Origin of the sequence: Pseudomonas sp. CFII64 (assembly GCF_000416235.1) — a bacterium.
Taxonomy (GTDB): Bacteria; Pseudomonadota; Gammaproteobacteria; order Pseudomonadales; family Pseudomonadaceae; genus Aquipseudomonas.
On sequence record NZ_ATLO01000053.1, the window covers coordinates 195970 to 215558 of the forward strand.

A 19589-nucleotide genomic window follows, 5' to 3' on the forward strand; every position below is an offset into this window, starting at 1 on the left:
CATTGTTGGGAAAAAAGTGGGGGGTTCAGCCCCTGAATTCGGGCTCCTGCAGGCCCTGGACACCCGGTCGCAACGCAAACACGCCACCGGCCAGGGGTTGATCACTGATATCGCCGCCAGGGCGAATCGACGTCACAAACAAGGTGTCCAGATTCGGCCCGCCAAACGCACACATGGTGGGTTTCTTCACCGGGACCACAAGAGATTGATCGAGCTTGCCCGCAGGCGTGAAGCGATGGATCAAGCCGGCATCGTTGCCGCAGATCCAATAGCAGCCGTCAGCATCGACTGCTGCGCCATCGGGCCGACCCAGGTAGTCATTCATGTCGACGAACAGGCGGCGGTTGTGGGGCGTACCGCTGTCGGTGTCATAGTCGAAAGCCCAGATTTTCTGCACGCCGGGGTGCGAATCCGAGAGGTACATGATTGCCCCGTCAGGGCTGAACGCCAGGCCGTTGGGAACGATGAAGCCGTTGAGCTGCGCGTGCAGTGGCTCGGTTTGCCCGGCGTTGTAGCGATACATCGCGCCGACCGGTTGGCCGGCGGCCATGTCCAGCAGCATGGTGCCCGCCCAGAAACGACCCTGGCGATCACAGCGACCATCGTTGAAGCGCATGCCCGGTTGCGCATGCGCAACGCTGGTCAGCGGCGTACCGCTCAGGGTGCCGTCGTCGGTGGCGACGAGCCGGAACAGGCCGTTTTCCATGCCCGCAATCCAGCTGCCGTCGCCATAACGCGCAATGCAGGCCAGCATCTGCGGCGCTTCCCAGCTTTGGCTGGTTCCGTCCGCCAGACTCCAGCGGTGCAGGCGTTTTGCCGGGATATCAACCCAGTAAAGCGCCTGTTCACGGGCGCTCCAGACCGGACTTTCGCCGGTGGCGTTACGTGCGTCGAGAATCAGTTCAGCATCCATGGCAGCTCGATCCACTTCGTTTTTATTGTTGATCCGGGTGTTTCAGTTGTCGCCAAACGGTCCTGACGCGACGAACGCGCCGCCCTGATAGACCATGGCCGGATCATCGGCGGCTGGCATGGGTTGGGCCTCGACTTTGTCACGGAAGACTTCGGAGCTGTCCTTGGGCTGATAACCCAGGTGCGCCGCAAAACGGTTGTCCCACCAGACGTCACGATTGGCCGACGCGCCATACACCACGGTATGGCCGACATCAGGCGTGAACAGGCTGCGTTCGATCAGTTGGGTCAGGTCGTCAAAACTCAGCCAGGTGCTCATCATTCGCCGGTTTTGCGGTTCCGGGAACGAAGAGCCGATGCGGATGCTGACGGTCTCGATGCCATAGCGATCGAAATAGAAGGTCGCCATGTCTTCGCCGTAGGATTTGGACAGGCCGTAATAGCTGTCCGGCCGACGCGGCGACTGGGCGTCGATGGTTTGATCCTGTTTGTAGAAACCGATCACGTGGTTGGAGCTGGCGAAGATCACGCGCTTGACGCCATGACGGCGTGCGGCTTCGTAAATATGGAAAATACCGCTGATGTTCGGGCCGAGGATTTCCTCGAACGGACGCTCTACCGAGACGCCACCGAAATGCAGGATCGCGTCTACGCCTTCAACCAGCTGATGAACGGCGGCCTTGTCGGCGAGATCGCAGATCTGGACTTCTTCATGGCTGCCGGCAGCGGGCGCCATTTCGGCAATGTCGGACAGTCGCAGTACCTTGGCGTAAGGCTTCAGGCTTTCACGCAATACCTTCCCCAGACCGCCAGCTGCGCCAGTGAGAAGAAGGCGATTGAAGGGATTTTGGACGGTGTGAGTGGTGGTCATGGAGAGTCCCTGGAATTCTTATTGATGTCATCTGTTGTCGTATGACTTGGCTCGGATTATCGACAGTCATTCTCGATTTTGTCAACGCGACTTAGGTCGAAAGGTATCGTAGGGCCGGCTTTAGTCGGGAGGGCATTCTCCCGACCAAAGCCAGTCCTTCGATTTGCAGGCTAAGTCAAAGCAGCGACAGCGGATAGCTGATGAATATCCGGTTTTCGTCGAACTCGTTAGTGCTGTAGTCGCGACGGATGCTCGAGTTACGCCATCTCACGTTGAGGCTCTTGAACGTGCCGCTTTGCACGGTGTAGGCCAGTTCCGATTCACGGCCCCATTCCTTGCCGTCGGTGATTGCGCCGGTGTGCACGTTGTCACCGCTGATGTAGCGGTTCATCAGGGTCATGCCCGGTACGCCGAGGATGGCGAAGTCCAGGTCATGACGCAGCTGCCAGGATTTTTCCTTGGCGTTGTCATAGCTGGAGTTGTAGCTGTCGTTGGCCAGGGTGCCGCCGCTGGTGCCGTTGACCCGGAACCAGCCATCGTCACCGCTGACTTTCTGCAGGCCGACATACAGCGTGTTGCCTTTGTACTTGGCGGACAGCAAGGCGTAGGCGGTTTTGTTGTCCAGATCGCCGGCCAGTTTGCTGCCGTCTTCTTCGCCCCAGAAATAACCCAGGTTGGCGCCCAGAGTTACATCGCCGATTGGCTGGCTGTGCAGGACGTTGAGGAATTTCTGTTGGTAGATGTCTTCCAGTTGCGCGTACCACACGCCGACCTGGGTGCGCTTTTCGTTGAAGGCATATTCGCCGCCACCGAAGTTGAAGCGATCCGACGTAAAGGCGCCGCGCCCGTTGAGCGACATGTCTTCCATGCTCGCATCGTTACGCGGGCTGTTGCCGCGGAACTGGCCGCCGTACAGGCTCAGGCCGGCGAATTCCTTGGAAGTGACCTGACCACCGCGGAAGGTTTGCGGCAGGGAGCGACCGTCGTCCGAACGCAGGATCGGCAATACCGGCATCCACTCACCGACTTTCAATTCAGTGTTGGAAATCTTCGCCTTGGCAGCGACACCCAGACGCCCGAAGTCATCGGCCGGACGGCCATCATCATGGATCGGCAACAACTGTGTGCCGCCGGTGCCCTTGCCGCCATCAAGCTTCACCGAGTACATGCCCAGCACGTCTACGCCGAAGCCTACAACACCTTGGGTAAAGCCGGATTTGGCGTCCAGGATGAAGCTTTGTGTCCACTCTTCAGCCTTGCCCTGGGGCGATGCGCTGTTGGGGTAGGCGGGGTTGGTGAAATTCCGGTTGAAGTAGGCGTTACGGAAGTTGAGCGTGGCTTTGGTGTCATCGACAAAGCCTTCGGCACTGGCCATTAGTGGCATGGCCAGGCTCATGCTGCCCAAACCCAACAGGACCAAAGACCGGGTGTTTTGAGATCTCATTATTGTTGTGCTCCCTTTTTTTGCAAAGCTGTCCCCCACTGACCGATAGCTACGGCCATTAAGCTGGAGGATTGTGATGCCCCTTATGCCAGGGCTTTTGACTCAAACCGCCGATGCGGACGAGCCTTTGCTTCAGGTCTAGCCTTTAGCGAATTCGACAGACGTTCATCCCGTGGTTAATCGGAATAAAGGAAGGGATTGGTTAGTTGGCACAAGGTTTTTTGTCTCGGCGCGGACGCGGGACAAAGGGGGAGCGGTAGAGACGGAGGTCGTCATACGTTGGATTCCCTGATTATTGTTATTTTTGTTATCTGTTGTCGTACAACTTTGATGGATTATTTACAGCCTGTAGTAGGTTTGTCAATCCATCTGTAGACGAAAGTCTAGGGGGCGGCGGTCTGACTGTTGAGGCTGACGGGATAGTGAGGTGTGCCAGGTCATAAAACCTGGCTGAATGATGCTATTCGCGAAAAATCAGCGATTGATGAGCGGCACCGCCGGTGCGCGCGCCGTCGCCCACCGCAGTGGCGACATTGCCTGCGGCCACAGCCGCATCGCCGCAGGCAAATACACCCTCTACGCTGGTTTCTCGCAGCGCGTCGACTTTGATGAATGCCCCCATGGGCCCTTGTTCGAACTCACACCCCAGTTGCTCAGCCAATGGCGAAGCCATCTTGCAATGTGGCAGTGTGAATAGCCCTGCCAGCGTGATCATCCGTCCGCTGCTTAACCTTACATCTGCGTGCCCGCCCAACGACATTACGGGTTCGCGCTCCACGGCAACGCCGCGCCGTTTCAGGCTTGCCAGTTGCTCGGCATCAGGCTCGAACGCTCCGTTGAGAAACAAGGTCGTCGGCCCCCAGTCGGGCAGCATCAGCGCGTGGTGAATGGCAAGCGGCCCTGTTGCCAAGACTCCGATCGGGCCACCGTTCAATTCGTAGCCATGACAATAGGGGCAATGAAATACCGTCTTTCCCCAGCGTTGCGCCAGACCTGGAATGTCGGGCAACTCATCGACAACCCCTGTTGCCAGAATCAGCCGCAAGCCGGCGAACGATTGCCCATCAGCGGTCGTTATCTCGAACTCATCACCTTGGCTGACCGCTCGGACGGCTAACTGCGAAACCCATTCGACTGTCGGGTAAACCAGCAACTGCGCCCGCGCATCATTGGCAATCATGGCGGGGTCACGTCCATCCTGCCCAAGGAAGCCATGGGAGTGATTGGCAAACCGATTGCGGCGTTGACCACCATCGATCACCAGCACCTTGCGGCGCGCCCGCGCCACCTGCAAACCAGCGGAAATACCGGCATAGCTGCCGCCAACGATGATCACGTCATACACCATGATTGAAACTCCGTGCGCTCAAGACGCTTGATGAATTCTCGATACACCGTAAGTTACGTGAAAGCGTGCTGTCAATTATCTCGTAACTTTAGATGTATCAATTCATACTCAGTGCATCTTTTGCCCGGAATCGTCGTTCATGAGAACAGACACTCGCTTGTCCCGGATGCTGCACGTGTTGATTCACATCGCTCGTCACGAACAACCCGCCACTTCCGATACCATCGCGCAGATGCTCGGTACCAATCCGGTCGTGGTCCGCCGGACGATGGCTTTGCTTAAAAATGAGGGGTATGTCCGCTCGGAGAAGGGACATCGCGGAGGTTGGACGCTGGCGAAACCTTTGGCGCAGATAACCCTGCTGGATATTCATCAGGCATTGGGCTCGTCTTCGCTGTTTGCCATCGGACTGTCCACTGACCACCCCCAATGCCTTGTTGAGCAAGCGGTGAATGCCGCGCTGACCGATGCATTTGATGCCGCTCAGGCGCTGCTGATAACGCGACTGGGCAGTGTGACGCTTGAACAGCTGGCCAACGACTTCGAAGAACGTTATCGGAGTCTGTGAATGCGCCACTGGGGGCGCACTCTGGCTTCAGGACGAGGAGGGTGAAGATGACGATGTGGCAGACCGTTCTGAAGGCTGATTGCGCTCATCCATGAAGTCGACAGTGACATTTTCTGCATCAAACCAGCTGTTCCAGCTTTCCCCCGCCGGAGTGACGATGCGTGTTCTACCCACGGCCACGATATCGACATATTTGACGTCATCAGGTAGTGCCAATGCTTCGGGTAGGCGTATGACCTGGCTTCGGTTGCTCTTGAATACCGTGGATTGTTCCATGACCTCTCCTTGGGATATCCCATGCATCCCAAATAATGGGGGCACGCCGATTCTATCAAGTGGCATGTCAACGGTGGGGTCCTTACAGAGTCCTATAGTGGCCACTGAACCCGCCCCCCAAAACCCAGTCAATTAAAGACCCCCAATCATCGCGGGTGTGCTGTACATGAGCCGACTCAGGGAAAGCTGTCGTGGTCGATCGGCCTTCGTCTACTGACCCAAGGGGTTGTGACATGAGCAAGTTCGAGCATTTTGACGCTAATCCGGATGGCCGCGATTTTGCGGTGGGCGATATCCACGGGCATTTCAGTCGGCTGCAAAGGGTGCTGGATGAGGCAGGTTTTGATCCTGTCGTGGACCGGTTGTTCAGCGTGGGTGATCTGGTCGACCGTGGCCCGGAAAGCGAGCTGGCGCTGGATTGGCTGGCCAGACCGTGGTTCTTTGCCATTCAGGGCAACCATGAGTTTCTGGCGATTCAGCATGTCCAGCACCGGCCGCTGGATTACCGAATGTACAAAGCCAGCGGTGGCGCCTGGTTTCTTGAACTCAAGCCTGATGCCCAGGCGCTTTTCGCGGCGCAATTCGCCCGCATGCCTCTGGCGCTGGAAGTGGAAACGGCTTGCGGGCTGATTGGTCTGGTGCATGCCGATTGCCCGTTGCCGACCTGGGATTTATTACGCACGACGTTATTGGGGCACATGCCCGAGCAGAGCGGGCTTGAGGAATTCTGCCAATGGTCGCGCAAGCGTCTGCAGTTGCAGGACATGAGCGGTATTCCCGACCTGCGCGCGCTGATCGTCGGCCATACGCCGCTGCCAGAGCCGCAAACCTTAGGCAATGTGTTGCACATCGACACCGGAGGCTGGCGCTCCAATGGCAGTGGTTATTTCACGCTGGTTGATCTGGCGACGCTGGAAATGAACTCGCCGCCGACATCCGCGCCCGATACGGGAGTCTAGGTACGGGCGGCTGGTCGGGGACAAGTCCCCTCCTACCGGTCCGCGTTATACCGGTAGGAGGGGACTTGTCCCCGATAGCGCCAGTGCAGGCAATGAAGGGTCGAATCAATCCCATCGCTTCCCATGAGATAAACGATACCCATGAAAATCGGCCTGATTTCCGATACCCACGGGCTGTTACGCCCGCAAGCCCTGGAGGCGTTGCGCGGCTGCGCCCAGCTGATTCACGCCGGCGATATCGGCAAGCCACAGATCCTCGACGCCTTGCGCGCCATTGCGCCGCTGACCGTGGTGCGTGGCAATAACGACCTGGACGACGCCTGGGCCGGCGATGTGCCGCATTCGGCAATGCTGCGTGCGGGGGACGTCGGCATCTACGTCACCCATATCCCGGCGGACGTACCGCAGACGCTGCCAGCCAACATCGACGTGGTCGTCACTGGCCACACCCACAAGCCGCTGATCGAGCAACGGGACGGCGTGTTGTTCATCAACCCGGGCAGCGCCGGTCCGCGACGTTTCAAGCTACCGATTGCGGTGGGCTTGCTGCACATCGACGAGCAAGGCGTGCGTGGCGAGTTGATTGAACTGACGCTGTAATTACTTGGCGATCGGGTCCAGTCCGCTGTTTTTGATCGCCGGGGCAGCCGCCAGGGAGCCCAGATAATCCAGCAGTTGTCTGGCCTGCTCCGGGTGAGCGCTGCGTGACGCCACACCGCCGGAATACAGAGTCATCTGCTGCGCCTGATCAGGGATCAGGCCGATGATATCGATGCCTTCCACAGGTTTGAGTTCGCTCAGCTGCTGAAAGCCGATCTGCGCATCGCCACGGGCCACCACTTCTCCCACGGGAGTGGCCTGGATCATGTGGCTTTTGTCCTTGATCCGGTCGGCAATGTGCATCTGATTGAACAGCACGCGAGACAGGTAAACACCGCTGGCACTGTCAGAATAGGCAATGGATTTGGCGTCGATCAACGTTTGCTTGAACGCGTCCATGGTGCTGATATCGGGTTTCGGATCACCGTGACGGATGGCCATGGCAATGTAGGATTTGCCCAGGTCGACGCGGCTCTTGGGGTCGACCTGACCATCCTTGATCAGCTTGTCCAGGGCCGAGCTGACCATCAACACCACATCGGCGGGCTCATGACGTGCCAGCCGGTTGGGAATGGCTTGCGGCGTAGCGCCCATGGACGGCGCGACCTCAGCCACCAGGCGTACGCCGGTGCGCTGTTCGTAATCGGCGCTGATCGCTTTGAATGCACCCATGATGCCGCCGGAGCTGAGAACGATAAGCTCAACGGGTTTGGCCACCGTTGCAGCGTGAACAAAGGCCACCGGAACGAAAGAAAGGGCGGCGCTGAGCAAATAAGGAAGAATTTTTTTCATTTGAAGATAAACCTGGCAGTGAAAGGAACGCGGTGGATTATGTGGGAAAGTCATCCTCCACGCGCGCTTATCGGCTGATTGCCAGGGCCATTGGGCTTTTTATCCTTCCTCGCTCGGGCGGCACTCGATCTTGTAGCGTTTGGCATTTTTCCAGGCCGGGTAGTCGATGCGGGTCTGCTTGACAGCCTTTGCGAGAGTGGCGGCTTCAACAGGAACGTCGCCCTGTCGAGCGTCTGGACCTAGGCCGTTGGTGATTTTCCTGTCATGGACCGCACAGTCAAATGTCCCGGCCCAACTCAATGTTGGCGTTACTGTAAAGATCATGAAGGCCGACAGGATTTTCGCTTTTTTAGAGAACATGCTTAAAACTCCCTGTAAAGGTGTAGCGGATAGTCATAGTAGGACATCGATTGTTGTGCAGCCTAATCGGATAAAAAGCCTGGGTATTTATGTTTCAAAAATGCAACGCAAGCGTTGTTCCCTGGTACGTATCGATACAGTCGCGTTATATTGTGCTCGGCCGATGTGCAGCTATATTTCTAAAGTCACTGTCAGTCCCGTTTTGTCATTAGCTAATTGAAACCCCAATGACCACACCCTCAGAAACCGATACATCGGGTCTAAGGTGTTACGACAAGGTTGTCGATGCTGTCACCTACAAGGTTCCACGCGGTATCACGCGCGATGCGCGAGGTCGGGTGTGGATTGTTCGTGTGATCAAGAATACGCGGCTGGTGGTCAATGCCAGGTTTACCGATGCGCGGTTTGGCAGTGTCCGGCATGCGCTGGATGCAGCGATTATTCACCTGTTGCACAGTGGGCATGCTTCGCTGAGCGATGAAGTGTTGCAACTGAGTGACACGGCGGTGGTGCATTGGCGCAAGCGCAGCGGGATTGGGCTGTGCGCTGTGGCCTATGTCACCAGTCCGGGGCGCGGGCGTGGCGGGACCTTTTTTCTCTCGACTTACAAGCGCGTGGCCAGCGGGCGCGGCATGGAGAAGTTTCGCATGCGGCTGATCGAGGTGCTGCAGAGCGCTTACATGACGGCGCAGCAAGTGCCAAATGGGCCAGAAGTGATGCATCAACAAGTGGTCGCGCAGATCGATGCGTTATTGCTGAGCGATGATTTCAGATTATTCCTGGCTGCCGGCAAACGAAAAGCCGATCACATTGTCGTTGTCCATTATATTGCCAATCTTGATGAGCAATAACTCACGTTTTATCCCTGTGTTCAAAATAGCAAGTGATTGAATGTCGCAGGCTGGCGATGATTTGACTAGTAGAACGCTTGAAAACTATTAGTCTTTCAGAAGAATCATGGAGTTTTATAAAGGCTATGTAATGACTTTGTATTGAATTGCATACAGGGTGATGGCCTATAGCGACTATATGCTAAGTTGATCAATATGCTGTAAAGTTGTTATGGTTTCGAAAGTTTCCAAGTAAGCGCATGGCAGGATGCTATCAGGTTATAGGTTTTTTCAGGTTGCGTGCAGATGACGCTGCACCCTGAATTCAAGGTGAGCAGGACATAATCGATGAACCCTGTCGTTTCGTTTCGTATGGATCCAGCACTTTTTGAGCAGCTCAATCTTCTGGTGGCAGCGACTCACCGGGACCGGCCGTATCATTTGCGACAAGCGCTGGCTAACTATATCGAACAGCAGATCTGGCAGATTGGATCCATTCAGGAAGGTTTGGATGATGCAAAGGTAGGGAACTTCATTGAATTGACTGATATTGAACGCAAGTGGGGCCTGGAGTGATTCTTAGATTAACGCGTAAGGCGAGCTCGGACCTGGACGGCATTTACGAACATTACAAAGAGCTGCTGGGACCTGATCAGGCGAAGGCGGTCGTGAATGATGTGGTTCATGAAGCCAAGGCCCTGCAGGAAGCTGGGCTTGCCAGCACCGGTCGACCTACCGACGTGCCCGCTGTCAGGGAGTTCATCCATCAACGCTGGCCCTTCCTGACCAGTTTTCAGGTCACCGCAGGCTCGGTTGAAATACTCCGCTTTCTGCACAAGAACGGTCAGCCGCTCAATCAGCCGCTTTTTCAGCAGGATCAGAGTGAATCTGATGCTGGCGTGTCTGCTTCAGGCCTCAGAACCTATGCCAAGGTCGTGGACGGTGTTACCTATAACGTGCCGCGCGGAATCAACCGCGACGCCAAGGGTAACGCCTGGATTGTGCGGGCGATCAAAGACAAGCAGTTGGTCCTCTCCGAGCGTTTCAACGATGCCCGTTTTGGCGGCACGTTGCGGGCATTGGAGTGCGCCATTGGCCATCTGACCCACAGTGGCCATGCCTGGCAGGGCAGCGATGTTCTGACCTTGAACCAGCGCTCAACCGTTCATTGGCGCAAACGCAGTGGCGTTGGGTTGTGTGCGGTGGCTTATGTCACCAGCAAAGGTCCGGGTCGCGGGGAAACATTCTTCCTGTCGACCTACAAGCGCGTGGCCAGCGGTAAAGGTCTGGATAAGTTGCGCAGCAAAATGCTGACGGTCCTGCAGCACGCCTATCGGGTAGAACTCGACTGCGACGAAGTCCCGCAATGGGCGTTGGATGAGATGGGCGCAGAGCTGGATCGGTTATGGCAAGACGTGGCTTTTGCAGCATTTCTTGCAGCCGGAAAGCGCAAGGCCGATCAGATTGCGGTCGCCGATTATCTGGGGCAAACCTCAGGCACTTGCTAAACCTTATGCCCAGAAACAATTAAGCCCGGCAAAAGCCGGGCTGGAGAAGAGCAGGGAAGGGATTAGCTCAGGCGATTTGCACCAACGTGATCGGCACCATCAGCAGCAACACGGTTTGCACCAACGCGATCAGCACCATCAGCAGCAACGCGGTTTGCACCAACGCGATCAGCACCATCAGCAGCAACGCGGTTTGCACCAACGCGATCAGCACCATCAGCAGCAACGCGGTTTGCACCAACGCGATCAGCACCATCAGCAGCAACGCGGTTTGCACCAACGCGATCAGCACCATCAGCAGCAACGCGGGTCAGCGGCAACACGGTTTGCACCAACGCGATCGGCACCATCAGCAGCAACGCGGTTTGCACCAACGCGATCAGCACCATCAGCAGCAACGCGGTTTGCACCAACGCGATCAGCACCATCAGCAGCAACGCGGTTTGCACCAACGCGATCAGCACCATCAGCAGCAACGCGGTTTGCACCAACGCGATCGGCACCATCAGCAGCAACGCGGTTTGCACCGACACGATCAGCGCCATCAGCAGCGATGACGGTTGCGTTCAGTTGTTCGTGGCCATTCACGGCTGGCAAAGCGAAAGCGCTCGAAGCCAATACAGAGAAAGCCAGGCCGAAGATCAGTTTTGAAGTTTTCATGGTAGTTGCTCCAGATCGAATAATGGGGGTGTTAACTCGGTATGGAGGCAATGCTACGCCGCTGAGATTTATTGAGAACTCATTGCGATTGGTACCCATCATTGCTCAAATTGATAGTTGCAACGCTTCTGTGGTCCGTCATGGTGCAAGGCACCGCTGATACGCCGTGTGTCGTGTGCACTGCTGAATAGTGCGTGGAGATGGCATCATAGGTTCGGTTTGGCAGATCCCGGCAGGCAAACCTGCAATGGCGTCGTACCGTGCTGAAAGTCTGATTGAATCCCGAAAGGCATAAAAGAGTAGTTGTGTGAATAATGCCCCGTTGACTGCACGATATGTTGCTCGCTTCTATAGCACCTGTTTATTGCCCGTTGGCGTTTTGCTTATTGGCGCGATGCTTTCCTACGGCGTGGGACGGCTCGATAACGAACGGCAAAAAAACAGTGAACGAGCAAAAATCGCCCTGAAAGTCAGCGGAGTGGGCGCGCAACTGGAAAACCATATTCGCTCCGCTTTCAGCGAGACCGAAGGTATTGCCCAACTGTTGAGCTCCGATGGTTTTATATCGTCGACGCATTTGCGCAGCATGGCGCAAAGCGCGATTGATTCAGTGCCCTATATCCGGCATGTCGTCCTGGCACCCAATGACATCGTCAGTGATGTGTATCCCCTGGATGGCAATGAAAGTGTTGTTCGCCTGGATTATCGAACCCTGGCTGATCAATACCCTCTTTTGCAGAAAGCCCAACTGTCCAGGTCTGCCCTGATTGCAGGTCCTTTATCCCTTTATCAAGGCGGACGAGCGCTGATTTATCGGCGTCCGGTCTTTCTGTCAGGCCATACCGGGCGCGATCTGTATTGGGGCAGTATTTCAGTGGTCGCCGATATTGATCGGCTCTTGCTGGCCGGCGGCATCAACGCCAACGACGAGTTGGCGCTGGCGCTGCGTGGCCATGACGGGCTGGGTGAGGCGGGCGACATCATTCACGGCGACCCGGCGTTGTTTCAGGGCCAACCGGTCCTGGTCTCGGTAAATATCCCGGGCGGAAGTTGGCAACTGGCTGGCCAGCCCATTGCAGGTTGGCCGTCGATTTCGCTGTTGGATTCCTCGCTGTTCATCATGGCCTTGGGCGGCACGCTGCTGCTGAGCCTTTTTGCTTTGCAGGTCAGTGTGAGCCACCGGTTGATTCGCCGACGCAATAGAGAACTGTGGCAAGAAATCACCGAGCGCCAGAGCATCACCTCGTCACTGGTGCAGAGCGAAGACCGCTTTCGCGCGTTGTTCGAGCGTTCTCCCGATCCGATCTGGATTGTCGGACCGGACCGCGTGATCAATCTTGCCAACTCAGCTGCTTTGCAGGCCTTGGGCTTTGATCGCGAAGCGTTTCAGGGCATCACCGTACTCGATATTTCTCCGGAGTTTCAGGCCGATGGTCAGCGCTCGGAGGACAAAGTGAAAGTTGTGCTGGAGCAGCTTAAAAACGAAGGTTCGCTGCGCTTTGAGTGGCTGCACAAGCGCGCCGACGGCAGTGTTTTCCCGGCTGAAGTGACGCTGTGCGCGCTGCAACTGGCGCACGAACACGTCACTTACGCCATCGTGCGGGATATTTCCGAACGCAAGAAAGCCAAGCAGGAGCTTGAGCGCCTGGCCCATTTCGATTCCGTCACAAACCTGCCCAACCGGGTTTTTTTTTACAAGTCTCTGACCCAGGCCATTGAGCGAGCGACCGAGGCGAATACCAGCCTCGCCGTGCTGATTCTGGATCTGGATGGCTTCAAGCTGGTCAACGACAGCTTGGGTCATCCCATGGGCGATTTGCTGTTGCAACAGGCCACCCATCGTTTCAGCGATGCCGTCAGGCCGGCTGGCATCGTGGCCAGATTGGGCGGTGACGAGTTTGCCTTCATCCTCTATGACCTGCACAGCGCAGCCGATGCCATTCCCGTGGTGCAAACGCTGTTGCAAGCGCTGCATCAGTCCTTTGACTTGCAAGGGACCGCTGCCTTGGTGACCGCCAGTATCGGCGTGGCCATGGGCCCGCAACACGGGGTCACCGCGCAAGGCCTGCTGACCCAGGCGGATACGGCGATGTACGCGGCCAAGGAGTCGGGCCGCAACGATTACCGATTCTATGAGGCGCAGATGACCACACTCATCCAGGCCCGGGTTTCCCTTGAAAGAGCGTTGCGTCGCGCGCTGGAGCACAACGAGTTCGAGATCTGGTATCAACCCAAGCTGGATCTCGCAACGGGCGCTCTGGATGGCGTGGAGGCATTGATCCGCTGGCGCAATCCTGAGTTGGGCCTGGTTTCGCCGGCGGATTTCATCCCGCTGGCCGAACGCACCGGGCTGATTATTCCGATTGGCGAATGGGTGCTCGATGAGGTGTGCAGTCAGGCTCGACGCTGGCGCGAAAGCGGGTGTTTCAGCCAGCGAATAGCCGTCAATGTGGCGGTGTTGCAGATCGAGCGCAGCGACTTCGTGGAAGCAGTCAGACAGGCCTTGCAGCGCCATGGCCTTACACCTCAGGCGCTGGAAATCGAGGTCACGGAAAGTCTGGTCATGGAGCGCCAGGAATTGGCCCAGGACGTTCTAGGTCGTTTACAGGCCATGGGCCTGAAGGTGGCGGTCGATGATTTCGGTACCGGCTATTCCTCGCTGGCCTACCTGAAAGACCTGCCCATCGATAATCTGAAAATCGACCGCACGTTCATATCGGATCTGCCCCATGGCGCGGGCTACATCGCGATCACCCGGGCAATCATCGACCTGGGCCACGCCCTGGGTTTTACCGTCACCGCAGAAGGCATCGAAACGCCCGAGCAACTGGCGTTCCTGCAAGGCGCCGGCTGCGATAATGGCCAAGGCTACCTGATCAGCCGACCGATGCCGGCCAACCAGTTCGAGGCCTGGCTGGAGGGTGAACTGCCTACCGGCGCTGCACGCATCAGGTAGGACCGGACCTGTCCGGGAATCAGGCGCCTCGGTGACCCAGCTCCACCGCGTCATCGTCCTTCGCGGGCAAGCCTCGCTCCAACGGGGGCCGGTGCTTGCTGCGCGACGAGGGTTCTCCTGGCGACACGCTGCAGCGCGAGGCGACTGCCACGCGATTGTATAATTTCAGGATGGACCGATAATCATTTCCTCTGCCACAGCCTGTGAAGCCGAACTTGACAATAGACAGTGATGGATTCGAGTTGTTGACGGTGTTCGTCTGTGTGGCCGATGCCCGTGGTTTCACCGCAGCGGCAGTGATCATGGGGGTCAGCAAGTCAGCCATCAGTCATGCGGTGCGCCAACTGGAGAAGCGCGCCGGGGTCAGGCTGTTCAATCGAACCACGCGCAGCGTTGGCCTGACCGAGGCGGGAGAAGCCTTTTATCGCAAGGTCGCGCCCTTGGTCAGGGAGCTGAAAACTGCTTTTACCGATCTTGAACAGGTGGCCGCCACGCCTTCAGGCACGTTGCGCCTGACCATGTCCCGCAGCGCCTACGTCATGTTTCTTGAACCCATGCTGCCCAAATTTCTGGCGGCGTATCCAGAAATCAACCTGGACATCGCTATCGAGAGTCGCCTCGTCGATATCGTCAATGACGGTTATGACGCGGGCATTCGGGTCAACAAGATTCTGGAACAGGACATGGTTACCGTACCGCTGGGCGCAGACATCCGCATGGCCGTCGTGGCGTCGCCGGATTACATCGCTCGTTGTGGCATTCCCCAGGTGCCGACGGATCTGCTGCTGCATGACTGCATTCGCTACAACAGCGCGGTGACCGGGGCTTACGAGCGCTGGCAGTTTTCCCGGGATGGGCAGGATGTCGATGTCGATACCAAAGGGCGCATCTCCAGCAATGACGGCATGACCATGCTCAATGCCGCGCTGCAAGGCTGCGGTTTTGCTTATTTCTATGACCGCTACGTCGCCGATCATCTGTCGGACGGTCGGCTGGTGCGAGTCCTGCAAGACTGGAGCCCGCAGCGCAGCCTATCGCTGTATTACTTCAATCGCACAGCGATGCCGCAAAAGCTTCGAGTGTTCATCGATTTCCTCAAGCAACACGAGGGCTGAGCCGCTGTTGCTGGTCGGCATTGTGCAATTTGGTCATACAACCCGTCGCACTCTGCGGTGCTTATCTTTTTGTGCAAACGCCCTAGCATCGACCGCGTTGATTTTCCTCCGACCGGTCGTTGCACCTGTTCGGAGTCATGGTGCGAGCGCAGGGGGCGGAAAACGTGACACAGAAGGAGGCTCCACGGCCTGAAACCGGTGACTTGCTCACTGTGACGCGGCGCTGCGTTTTCGACCGCTTGCACCTGTGGCTGGCTGACAACCTCAGTCGCAGTGATCTTTGCGTGGATCTGCTGGCGCGCCAGATGCACATGAGCCGTCGAAACTTCGCCCGCCGCTATAAAGAAAAAACCTGTCGCACACCGGCCAAGACCATCGAAATCTTCCGCCTGATCGCTGCTCGGCGAATGTTGGAAAATTCCCTGCAAAACATTGATCAGATTGCCTGCGCTTGTGGCTTCGGCGACGAGGAGCGTATGCGCGCGACGTTCCAGCGGCATCTGGCTGTTTCTCCGCGCGATTACCGTGGCCGTTTCGGACGCGCATCGCCGCAGGATGGGCGCGCGCAGAGCTCGGGATAACCTACGCCAAGGTTTTCCGGGCGCCGGGAACAGGTCCGCGTGCAGGCATGGAAAACGCGATGCCTCCCCGGGCGGGGAGGCGTAGCCAGTCAGATTTGCGCCAGGCCGCCGTCGACGGCGACTTCGCTGGCGGTCATGAAACTGCTGTCCCGGGACGCGAGAAAGGCGGCCACCGCTCCGATCTCTGCCGGTTCCGCCATGCGCTGGAGCGGGTTCATCGAGGCGAAGACCTTCATGCCTTCCTCGCCTAGCGCGGCCTTGGCTAGGTCGGTCGCAGTCGGGCCAGGCGACAGCACGTTTACCCGGATGCCGGTGCCCTTCAGGTCCTCGGCCCAGGACAGCGCGAGGTTTCGCACTGCCGCCTTGCTCGCGCTGTAGGCGCTGAATGCCGGGGCGCCCGTGGTGCCGGCGCTCGACCCGGTCAGGATGATCGAACCGCCCTGGCCCATCAGCGGCAGCGCTTTCTGGACCGTGAAAATCGTACCCTTCACATTGGTGTCAAAAGTTTCGTCAATGTGTTCGGCGGTGATCTGGCCAAGGGCAAGCGGGCTTCCCGCTCCGGCATTGGCGAAGACGATGTCGAGGCTGCCGCGCTCGGCCTTCACTGCTGCGTAGAGTCGATCGAGGTCGGCCTCGTCGGAGACCGAGCCCTTCACCGCACGGGCGTTAGGCCCAAGGTCAGCCACAGCGGCGTCGAGCGCTTCCTGACGACGGCCGAAGATGAAGACGAAAGCGCCTTCCTCGATGAAACGCTTTGCTGCGGCGAGGCCGATGCCGGTAGCGCCGCCGGTGATCACCGCGGTTTTTCCATTCAGTCTGGTCATGTCGTGCATCCTTCGTTGGAGTTGTATGCAAACAGGGAACTGTTTGCTTGAGGACGAGGATGCAGCTCTGCTAACCTAAGGACAAGTATGCACCTTTTGGTAAGTATCAAAAAATGACGAGAATTCCTGAAATCTGCGGTACCGGCTGCGGGCTCAACGCCACGCTGCGCATCATCTCGGGCAAGTGGAAACCGCTGGTCCTGTTTTTTCTGCGCGACGGTCCAAAGCGCTACGGCGAACTCAAGCGCTTGATCCCGGGTGTCAGCGACAAGGTGCTGATCCAGCAATTGAAGGATCTGGAAGCCGACCACGTGTTGGCGAGGACCGACTACAAGGAAGTGCCGCCGCGCGTGGACTACACGCTGACCCCGCTGGGTTGCAGCCTGGCTGAAGCGATCATGCCGCTGTGCGCCTGGGGAACCGAGAACGCGGTGCAAGTGGCAAGCATCTTTGCCCAGCGCGACACGTTGCCCTAGCAGAATGCTGAGGCTGAAGAGCCGCTGAGTCGCACGACCCCAATCCGGGCATTAGGCTTCAAGAATCTGTTCGGCATCCAGTACGCCTCGAATATGGGACATCAGCTGAGCGCCATTGAAAGGTTTCTTGAAGTAGCCCACCGCGCCCAGTTCCCGCGCCTTGAGTTCGGGTAGGTCGCCGATGCAGGCGGTCACGAATATCACCGGATAACGGATCGAACGCGCGAGCATTTCTTCAAGAAGTTGCAGGCCGCTGAGACCGGGCATTCGAATATCTGAAATAAGGCAGGACGTGACGTCAAGGGAGCGAGAAGCCAGGAAGTCTTCAGCGCACGAATAAGAATGAGAGACATACCCCATTGAGCGCACCAGGCTGTCCATTGATATTCGAACAACGTCGTCGTCATCAACGATCGTAATGATTGGAGTGTTTATCAATTAGGACAACCTTAAATAGTTCGGAGCTTTTGAATAAAGCCTCGCTTAATTAAAGTTTCGCACTAGTGGCAATTTGTAACATCATACGTGAGTATGTTCAGGTGACGACTGGCTGATTTTTCAATACTGGAATAGCCAACGTGAATACGGCACCGCCGCCCTCGTTGTTATTGGCCCAGATTCTACCGTCGTGATACTCGATAATTGAACGACAAATCGACAGACCCATGCCCAGGCCATCTGATTTCGTGGTGAAAAACGGCTGGAACAGCGAAGGCAACGCCTGATCGGGAATCCCGATGCCGCAGTCGCTGATTTCCAGCATGGAATCGCCGTCGTATTGCCAGCTGCGCACCTTGAGGATTCGCTCTCGGGGATCGACTTCGGTCATCGCCTGACAGGCATTGATGATCAGGTTGAGGATAACCTGCTGCAGCTGCACGCGGTCGGCACTGATGGCTACCGCAGTCACATCCAGCTCCACACGTAACTTGACGTGGCTGCGGCTTAATTCGTACTGCACCAGGCCGAGCGTCTCGCTGACGATGTCGTTGAACGACTCTTTCTGGCGCTCGGGATCGCAGTTGCGCGACAGCGTTCGAATGCGCCGGATGACCTCGCTGGCTCGGGTCGAACTGCTGATCATGCGGTCCAGGGATATGCGCACTTCGCCCAGATCAGGTTCGCTGCGATTGAGCCAGCGATGGCAGGCTTCGCCGCTGGTTCGGATGGCGGCCAACGGTTGGTTGACCTCGTGAGCAATCGAGGCGGCCAGCTCGCCCAGCGATGTCACACGGGTGACGTGGGCCAGTTGCGCCTGGGACTGGAACAGGGCTTGCTCGGCTTCCTTGGTTGCCGTTACATCCATGACCGCGCCGACGTATTCAAAGCCCTCATGCTGCACTGGCAGCGGGTTGAAAATCAGGTGGATGTATTTGACCGCGCCGTCAGGCATCAGCAGGCGGTGTTCGACCTCCAGGCGTGGTTCGTGGCGTGTTGCCTGCTCGAAAAAAGTGTCGATGAGATAACGGTCATCAGGGTGGGTGCGGGTCAGAATGGTGAACATGGTCGGGGTTTCTCCGGGCGGGTAACCGAAGATGCGCGCCGCCTCCGCTGACCAGAAAATCTCCGAACGATCGACCCGCAGACTGATGCTGCCCACCTGGCTCAGGCGTTGCGCACTCACCATATAGGTTTCGTTGCGCCGCAAGGCATCGGCCATATATTTGCTGCGCAGCGCCAGGAAGGTGATCGCCGACAGGGAAATCACACAGCGCACATAGGCGCCGATGGCCTCGGTCACCAGATAGTCCCGATCAACGACGAAAATGACGGTCAATACCAACAGACACGACAACGCCACCGCAATGACCATCCTGATGGAAAAGACATTGGCGGACATCAGCACGAGGGTGACGTACAACACGGTGGTCGCCACGCTCAAGTTGGTAAAGAACTTGAAAACCACAACGAACGTTGCGACGGCCAGTGCTATCAACAAGGCCATTGCATCGGTATCGAAATAAGCTTTTTTCAGGCTCAAGGAGGTCATGAGGGTATCCGGTGACTATCAGGAGATGACCCGTTGCGCACCTGAGTGGTCGCGCGTCGAGTGACTGGGAGATATTCCATGTCGGCGACGTTCAGTCGTCGTCCTTGAATAAAAAAAAAGCCCGCCGCAAATAACCAGTGACGGGCTTTGGAAATGCCGGTCAGCACAGGGAAGCACTGACCGGACAGGGAATGAGGCGAGGATCACGCAGCGAAGCCACGCACTTTGACCAGCAGATTCAGGCGCAGGCGATGGAACGCCAGCAGACGCGCCACATACCCCAGCTTGATCGCGGTCGGACCGAGAATCGTCAGGGCATGAGCGCCCACCAGAGCGGGCAGCGACAGGTAGGCATCAAGAAAGTAAGCCAGGATGATCCCGGCGATCAGAATGAACAGCCCACCGATCAACAGCGTGTGAGACAACTTCAATACTCGATACGGACTCTCGAAAAAACCATACATGTCGGTCACCTGAAATGGCGTTGCCATGGGTTGTGAGCAATTCAATTGCCAGCGG

The 19589-nt window shown here is 57.3% G+C and carries 21 protein-coding genes and 2 pseudogenes; 10 read left to right on the forward strand and 13 right to left on the reverse strand.

The features are described from left to right. Positions 1-25: 25 nt before the first annotated feature. From CFII64_RS28335 to CFII64_RS28350, 4 genes are all read right to left on the reverse strand, one after another. The gene (locus CFII64_RS28335; RefSeq protein ID WP_020294327.1) at positions 26-913 is read right to left on the reverse strand and encodes an SMP-30/gluconolactonase/LRE family protein; all 888 of its coding nucleotides are present in this window, start codon (positions 911-913) and stop codon (positions 26-28) included. A 42-nt stretch (positions 914-955) separates the two neighbouring features. Further along, positions 956-1783 (reverse strand): NAD(P)-dependent oxidoreductase, encoded by an 828-nt coding sequence (locus tag CFII64_RS28340; RefSeq protein WP_020294328.1) that lies wholly within the window; start codon positions 1781-1783, stop codon positions 956-958. 175 nt (positions 1784-1958) lie between these two features. Further along, complete coding sequence (locus CFII64_RS28345) at positions 1959-3227, reverse strand: OprD family porin (protein ID WP_044901769.1); 1269 nt, start codon at positions 3225-3227, stop codon at positions 1959-1961. 460 nt (positions 3228-3687) lie between these two features. Then, complete coding sequence (locus CFII64_RS28350; RefSeq protein WP_020294330.1) at positions 3688-4575, reverse strand: NAD(P)/FAD-dependent oxidoreductase; 888 nt, start codon at positions 4573-4575, stop codon at positions 3688-3690. Between the two features lie 139 nt (positions 4576-4714). Here CFII64_RS28350 and CFII64_RS28355 point away from each other — a divergent pair, with 139 nt between their 5' ends. Further along, positions 4715-5143, forward strand: coding sequence for an Rrf2 family transcriptional regulator (locus CFII64_RS28355; protein WP_044901770.1), 429 nt, complete (start codon positions 4715-4717; stop codon positions 5141-5143). A 27-nt stretch (positions 5144-5170) separates the two neighbouring features. On the opposite strand, the gene vapB is transcribed toward CFII64_RS28355, so the two are convergent. Next, complete coding sequence (vapB, locus tag CFII64_RS29610) at positions 5171-5419, reverse strand: type II toxin-antitoxin system VapB family antitoxin (protein WP_084488328.1); 249 nt, start codon at positions 5417-5419, stop codon at positions 5171-5173. 233 nt (positions 5420-5652) lie between these two features. On the opposite strand from vapB, the gene CFII64_RS28360 reads away from it, so the two are divergent. Together CFII64_RS28360 and CFII64_RS28365 are read left to right on the forward strand one after the other, a co-directional pair. Continuing rightward, positions 5653-6378, forward strand: coding sequence for a metallophosphoesterase (locus tag CFII64_RS28360; RefSeq protein WP_020294333.1), 726 nt, complete (start codon positions 5653-5655; stop codon positions 6376-6378). A gap of 141 nt (positions 6379-6519) precedes the next feature. After that, positions 6520-6978, forward strand: a complete 459-nt coding sequence (locus CFII64_RS28365) for a metallophosphoesterase family protein (protein ID WP_020294334.1) — start codon at positions 6520-6522, stop codon at positions 6976-6978. Here CFII64_RS28365 and CFII64_RS28370 read toward each other — a convergent pair whose 3' ends face one another. Next, positions 6979-7770, reverse strand: coding sequence for a substrate-binding domain-containing protein (locus tag CFII64_RS28370; RefSeq protein WP_020294335.1), 792 nt, complete (start codon positions 7768-7770; stop codon positions 6979-6981). It abuts the gene before it with no gap. A gap of 99 nt (positions 7771-7869) precedes the next feature. Next, a complete protein-coding gene (locus CFII64_RS28375) occupies positions 7870-8130 on the reverse strand; it encodes a hypothetical protein (protein ID WP_020294336.1) in 261 nt (86 codons plus the stop codon). A gap of 227 nt (positions 8131-8357) precedes the next feature. Between CFII64_RS28375 and CFII64_RS28380 the strand changes: the two genes are divergently transcribed. From CFII64_RS28380 to CFII64_RS28395, 3 genes are all read left to right on the forward strand, one after another. Further along, complete coding sequence (locus CFII64_RS28380; RefSeq protein ID WP_044901771.1) at positions 8358-8981, forward strand: hypothetical protein; 624 nt, start codon at positions 8358-8360, stop codon at positions 8979-8981. 327 nt (positions 8982-9308) lie between these two features. Further along, the gene (locus tag CFII64_RS28385; RefSeq protein WP_020294338.1) at positions 9309-9536 is read left to right on the forward strand and encodes a CopG family ribbon-helix-helix protein; all 228 of its coding nucleotides are present in this window, start codon (positions 9309-9311) and stop codon (positions 9534-9536) included. 92 nt (positions 9537-9628) lie between these two features. Next, a complete protein-coding gene (locus CFII64_RS28395; RefSeq protein WP_256208203.1) occupies positions 9629-10468 on the forward strand; it encodes a hypothetical protein in 840 nt (279 codons plus the stop codon). Positions 10469-10530: 62 nt separating this feature from the next. Here CFII64_RS28395 and CFII64_RS28400 read toward each other — a convergent pair. Together CFII64_RS28400 and CFII64_RS28405 are read right to left on the reverse strand one after the other, a co-directional pair. Next, a pseudogene (locus CFII64_RS28400) lies at positions 10531-10776 on the reverse strand (hypothetical protein); the annotation flags it as partial. Beyond that, positions 10763-11128: a hypothetical protein gene (locus CFII64_RS28405; protein ID WP_020294341.1), complete on the reverse strand. Its 366-nt coding sequence runs from the start codon at positions 11126-11128 to the stop codon at positions 10763-10765. The pseudogene CFII64_RS28400 and the gene CFII64_RS28405, both read right to left, overlap by 14 nt. A 307-nt stretch (positions 11129-11435) precedes the next feature. On the opposite strand from CFII64_RS28405, the gene CFII64_RS29115 reads away from it, so the two are divergent. From CFII64_RS29115 to CFII64_RS28420, 3 genes and pseudogenes are all read left to right on the forward strand, one after another. After that, complete coding sequence (locus tag CFII64_RS29115; RefSeq protein ID WP_256208204.1) at positions 11436-14084, forward strand: EAL domain-containing protein; 2649 nt, start codon at positions 11436-11438, stop codon at positions 14082-14084. A 215-nt stretch (positions 14085-14299) separates the two neighbouring features. Beyond that, positions 14300-15199 (forward strand): LysR family transcriptional regulator, encoded by a 900-nt coding sequence (locus tag CFII64_RS28415; RefSeq protein WP_156883316.1) that lies wholly within the window; start codon positions 14300-14302, stop codon positions 15197-15199. A 230-nt stretch (positions 15200-15429) separates the two neighbouring features. Beyond that, positions 15430-15780, forward strand: a pseudogene (locus CFII64_RS28420) (helix-turn-helix domain-containing protein); the annotation flags it as partial. Positions 15781-15869: 89 nt separating this feature from the next. Here CFII64_RS28420 and CFII64_RS28425 read toward each other — a convergent pair. After that, the gene (locus tag CFII64_RS28425; RefSeq protein WP_020294345.1) at positions 15870-16604 is read right to left on the reverse strand and encodes an SDR family NAD(P)-dependent oxidoreductase; all 735 of its coding nucleotides are present in this window, start codon (positions 16602-16604) and stop codon (positions 15870-15872) included. A 113-nt stretch (positions 16605-16717) separates the two neighbouring features. On the opposite strand from CFII64_RS28425, the gene CFII64_RS28430 reads away from it, so the two are divergent. After that, positions 16718-17080 (forward strand): helix-turn-helix domain-containing protein, encoded by a 363-nt coding sequence (locus CFII64_RS28430; protein WP_020294346.1) that lies wholly within the window; start codon positions 16718-16720, stop codon positions 17078-17080. A 51-nt stretch (positions 17081-17131) separates the two neighbouring features. Here the strand turns inward: CFII64_RS28430 and CFII64_RS29615 are convergent, their stop codons facing one another. From CFII64_RS29615 to CFII64_RS28445, 3 genes are all read right to left on the reverse strand, one after another. After that, complete coding sequence (locus tag CFII64_RS29615) at positions 17132-17518, reverse strand: response regulator transcription factor (protein ID WP_044901773.1); 387 nt, start codon at positions 17516-17518, stop codon at positions 17132-17134. Positions 17519-17615: 97 nt separating this feature from the next. Then, a complete protein-coding gene (locus CFII64_RS28440; protein WP_020294348.1) occupies positions 17616-19070 on the reverse strand; it encodes a sensor histidine kinase in 1455 nt (484 codons plus the stop codon). A 203-nt stretch (positions 19071-19273) separates the two neighbouring features. After that, positions 19274-19534, reverse strand: a complete 261-nt coding sequence (locus tag CFII64_RS28445; RefSeq protein ID WP_044901804.1) for a hypothetical protein — start codon at positions 19532-19534, stop codon at positions 19274-19276. Positions 19535-19589: the final 55 nt, after the last annotated feature.

What these genes read in the sequence shown, in the direction of transcription:
- CFII64_RS28350 (WP_020294330.1), bottom strand. Translation starts at nt 4,575, where the DNA reads ATGGTGTATGACGTGATCATCGTTGGCGGCAGCTATGCCGGTATTTCC.
- CFII64_RS28385 (WP_020294338.1), top strand. Translation starts at nt 9,309, where the DNA reads ATGAACCCTGTCGTTTCGTTTCGTATGGATCCAGCACTTTTTGAGCAG.
- CFII64_RS28445 (WP_044901804.1), bottom strand. Translation starts at nt 19,534, where the DNA reads ATGTATGGTTTTTTCGAGAGTCCGTATCGAGTATTGAAGTTGTCTCAC.
- CFII64_RS28345 (WP_044901769.1), bottom strand. Translation starts at nt 3,227, where the DNA reads ATGAGATCTCAAAACACCCGGTCTTTGGTCCTGTTGGGTTTGGGCAGC.
- CFII64_RS28405 (WP_020294341.1), bottom strand. Translation starts at nt 11,128, where the DNA reads ATGAAAACTTCAAAACTGATCTTCGGCCTGGCTTTCTCTGTATTGGCT.
- CFII64_RS28375 (WP_020294336.1), bottom strand. Translation starts at nt 8,130, where the DNA reads ATGTTCTCTAAAAAAGCGAAAATCCTGTCGGCCTTCATGATCTTTACA.
- CFII64_RS28370 (WP_020294335.1), bottom strand. Translation starts at nt 7,770, where the DNA reads ATGAAAAAAATTCTTCCTTATTTGCTCAGCGCCGCCCTTTCTTTCGTT.
- CFII64_RS28440 (WP_020294348.1), bottom strand. Translation starts at nt 19,070, where the DNA reads ATGACCTCCTTGAGCCTGAAAAAAGCTTATTTCGATACCGATGCAATG.
- CFII64_RS28365 (WP_020294334.1), top strand. Translation starts at nt 6,520, where the DNA reads ATGAAAATCGGCCTGATTTCCGATACCCACGGGCTGTTACGCCCGCAA.
- CFII64_RS28360 (WP_020294333.1), top strand. Translation starts at nt 5,653, where the DNA reads ATGAGCAAGTTCGAGCATTTTGACGCTAATCCGGATGGCCGCGATTTT.
- CFII64_RS28335 (WP_020294327.1), bottom strand. Translation starts at nt 913, where the DNA reads ATGGATGCTGAACTGATTCTCGACGCACGTAACGCCACCGGCGAAAGT.
- vapB (WP_084488328.1), bottom strand. Translation starts at nt 5,419, where the DNA reads ATGGAACAATCCACGGTATTCAAGAGCAACCGAAGCCAGGTCATACGC.
- CFII64_RS28380 (WP_044901771.1), top strand. Translation starts at nt 8,358, where the DNA reads ATGACCACACCCTCAGAAACCGATACATCGGGTCTAAGGTGTTACGAC.
- CFII64_RS28355 (WP_044901770.1), top strand. Translation starts at nt 4,715, where the DNA reads ATGAGAACAGACACTCGCTTGTCCCGGATGCTGCACGTGTTGATTCAC.
- CFII64_RS28425 (WP_020294345.1), bottom strand. Translation starts at nt 16,604, where the DNA reads ATGACCAGACTGAATGGAAAAACCGCGGTGATCACCGGCGGCGCTACC.
- CFII64_RS28340 (WP_020294328.1), bottom strand. Translation starts at nt 1,783, where the DNA reads ATGACCACCACTCACACCGTCCAAAATCCCTTCAATCGCCTTCTTCTC.
- CFII64_RS28430 (WP_020294346.1), top strand. Translation starts at nt 16,718, where the DNA reads ATGACGAGAATTCCTGAAATCTGCGGTACCGGCTGCGGGCTCAACGCC.